This is a genomic window from Microvirga sp. Mcv34 (assembly GCF_024519725.1).
GTDB lineage: Bacteria > Pseudomonadota > Alphaproteobacteria > Rhizobiales > Beijerinckiaceae > Microvirga.
The window spans coordinates 1-2,559 of the sequence record NZ_JALJRK010000197.1 but is presented as its reverse complement, the minus strand read 5'-3'; the positions used below and the strand labels follow the sequence as shown (position 1 = coordinate 2,559).

The window sequence follows — 2,559 nt, the reverse complement described above, 5'->3', positions numbered from 1 at the left end:
TCGCGGTGTCAATGGAACCTCACGTTCAGCGGTTCCACGTTGATCCGATCTCAATGGGATTGAGGTCGGGACTGTAGGGGGGCAGGAACAGGAACCAGGCCCCTCGCTGTTTCAGATACTGTGCGGCTTTCTCACTCTTGTGCGCCGGCAGGTTATCCAGGATGACCACATCGCCCGGCGACAGCGTTGGCGCAAGCTGGGTCTCCACATAAGCTTCGAAGATCTGCCGGGTCATCGGCCCGTCAATCACCCAAGGGGCACTCAGCTCATGGTAGCGCAGCCCCGCCACAAAGGTCTGAGTTGTCCAATGCCCGAATGGCGCCTTGGCATACAGGCGCTGCCCCTTGGGACAGCGGCCGCGCAGACGCGTCATCTTGGTGGAGGTGCCGGTCTCATCGAGAAAGACGAGCCGATGCGGCTCCTGGCGCATGCGCGGCTGACGCTTCGTGCGCCAATGCTCGCGGGCTTGGCGCACGTCGGAGCGTCCTTGTTCGCTGGCCCGCAGCGTTTTTTTTGAAGCTGTAACCCTGGCGGATGAACCAGTGCGAGATCGAAGCGGGCATGACCTTCGTGCCGCGGGCCAGCAGTTCTGCGGCGAGTTGCGGCATGGTGATGTCGCCCTTCTCGTCAACACGCCGGAGCAGGAACTCCCGGTGCGGATCGAGCTTGGAGTAGCGCCAGCCGCCTTCCGGCTTGGGCGCCAGGCTGCCGGTGGCTCGATAGGCCGCCATGAGCCGGACCACGAAGGCGACCGAGACCTCAAAGTGGCGGGCAGCCTCATGGCAGGAATGGCCCGCCTCGACAAAGCGCGCCACCCGGCGGCACAGATCCAGCGAGTAGGACTTGGTCATCGCTCATCTCCTCCCAAGAGGGCCAAGATGAGTGAATCACGAACCCGCCACGCCGGAAAGCCTACGATTCAGTCAGAACCGACGTTGCTCTAGGATCATGGCATTCCTGACGTGTAAGAGGCGAACTGCGCGGCGACCTCGCACCGGATCGTCATGGTCACATGCAGCAGAGGGCAATGCTGCGTCGACGAGACTCAGCGGGGACATGCTGGATAGACGTAAAACAGGAGGTCCTTCTCCTGAGGATCAGGACCCAGAGCTAAGGCGTAGGTGAGGCAACCAGTCTGACCTGCAGAAAAGAAGCCGTCCGGATCGGTTCCAAACGGCTGGAGGGAGAGGCTCCCAAGGCCTCGTAAGGGAACTACGCCGCGAAATCACGGTGTAATCTCAACAATCATACAAGGTAAATTGCCCTTTCAGCAAGGGCTTGAAAAGTCTGCGTGGGCCTCAGCCCTCCTAGGGCCGCCGAGACGAGTTATGAGATTGGACGATCTTCCACTCATTACCCTCTTTGCGCAGTACGCTGGTGGCAACAGCCTGACGCTCGATCACGCCTCCCCTCGTCGGCTCGATCCGAAACCGGTAGGTCTCGGCCGCAAGAGCATACGGTTCGTCCACCTTCACGGTCACCGCGTAATCCGAGTAGCGAAACGACTTCACCTCCTTCAACTCCGGCCCAAGGTGATGGCCCAAGTAGTGTCTGAAGGTACCCTCCGACGCGCCGTTCTCGAAGACAGCCGAGTCTTCCGTAAACAGAGTGGCACTGCTGGAAGCCTCCAACCTCTCAACTGATGCCTTATAGGCCGCCAGCACGGCCTTAACAGCCTTGATCTCCGCCTCATCAGCTTGCAAAGCTGACGAACCTAGCAGAGCAACCGCCAGGGTCATTCCAGTCAATGAGCTCCGCATTGTTCCTCGCAAGACTAATCTAAGCCGCATTCCCAGGCACTGAGATGTACAGCTGGTAGGCGGGCTTAGCAATCTGCTCTGAGCCAAGGCACTCGCGAGGAGGCTTGGTGCGATCTACTAAGCTGAATCACGAGCTACTACAGCTGAGTCCACGTCAGTTCGGCTGTTGGATACTTTCATGCCTGGACACATCGAGTAGAACGCGAGCTAACCCGGCTTGGAATCGATTGACTGCATACGGAGAGGCCGCTTTGGAGCTTACCAAGCAAGGCAGCGAGACAGAGAGCTCAACATGCTGGCCGCAGGCGCGGATCCAGCAGAGGGCAAAGCGCGAGTGCCTGATCCGCTAACTCGGGCTCCAGGGCCTGACATCCGCTTGCGTCTGATAGCATATCGAGCAGCAGGCGCTGGAGTGCCGAAGTGATCTGATGGCGCGCTATGATTTGGCTGCCGTTGCTGGCAAACTTACCGTTGCAGAGAACACACGCCTTATGAGCGCCTTTGATCTGGTAGGCACCAGCCACTATGAGTGCGCAAAGTCGGCTGCGGTAAGCGAGGCGAACGGTACCAAGATTAAACGGAGCGTGACAAGGCGTCGCGGCTTGTGGACCGACCACCAGATCCCCATTTATGGCTTTGGCACCGGTGCGGCCTATGGCATCCCGGAGACTTATCTGAGGGCCGCTAATCGACTGGTGGAGTGGGGTCAATTGCCCAGTCGGAAGCACCCGAGGCTTGTTTGTGTGCGGATTCCGACGCAATCCGGACAGGTATTCCGATTTGAAGCCGGACAGCATTC

At 59.3% G+C, this 2,559-nt stretch carries 3 protein-coding genes and 1 pseudogene; 1 reads left to right on the top strand and 3 read right to left on the bottom strand.

The features are described 5' to 3' along the window. Window positions 1-25: 25 nt before the first annotated feature. From OC446_RS29985 to OC446_RS29975, 3 genes are all read right to left on the bottom strand, one after another. Window positions 26-475 carry an IS630 family transposase gene (locus OC446_RS29985; RefSeq protein WP_262032531.1) on the bottom strand — a complete coding sequence of 150 codons (450 nt, stop codon included), beginning with the start codon at window positions 473-475 and terminating at the stop codon, window positions 26-28. After that, on the bottom strand, window positions 393-851 hold the full coding sequence (locus tag OC446_RS29980; protein WP_262032530.1) for an IS630 transposase-related protein: 459 nt from the start codon (window positions 849-851) through the stop codon (window positions 393-395). The genes OC446_RS29985 and OC446_RS29980 overlap by 83 nt, the downstream gene beginning before the upstream one ends. Window positions 852-1,307: 456 nt before the next feature. Continuing rightward, window positions 1,308-1,739, bottom strand: coding sequence for a nuclear transport factor 2 family protein (locus OC446_RS29975; protein WP_262032529.1), 432 nt, complete (start codon window positions 1,737-1,739; stop codon window positions 1,308-1,310). A 449-nt stretch (window positions 1,740-2,188) separates the two neighbouring features. On the opposite strand from OC446_RS29975, the pseudogene OC446_RS29970 reads away from it, so the two are divergent. Next, window positions 2,189-2,559 (top strand): annotated as a pseudogene (locus tag OC446_RS29970) (hypothetical protein); the annotation flags it as partial.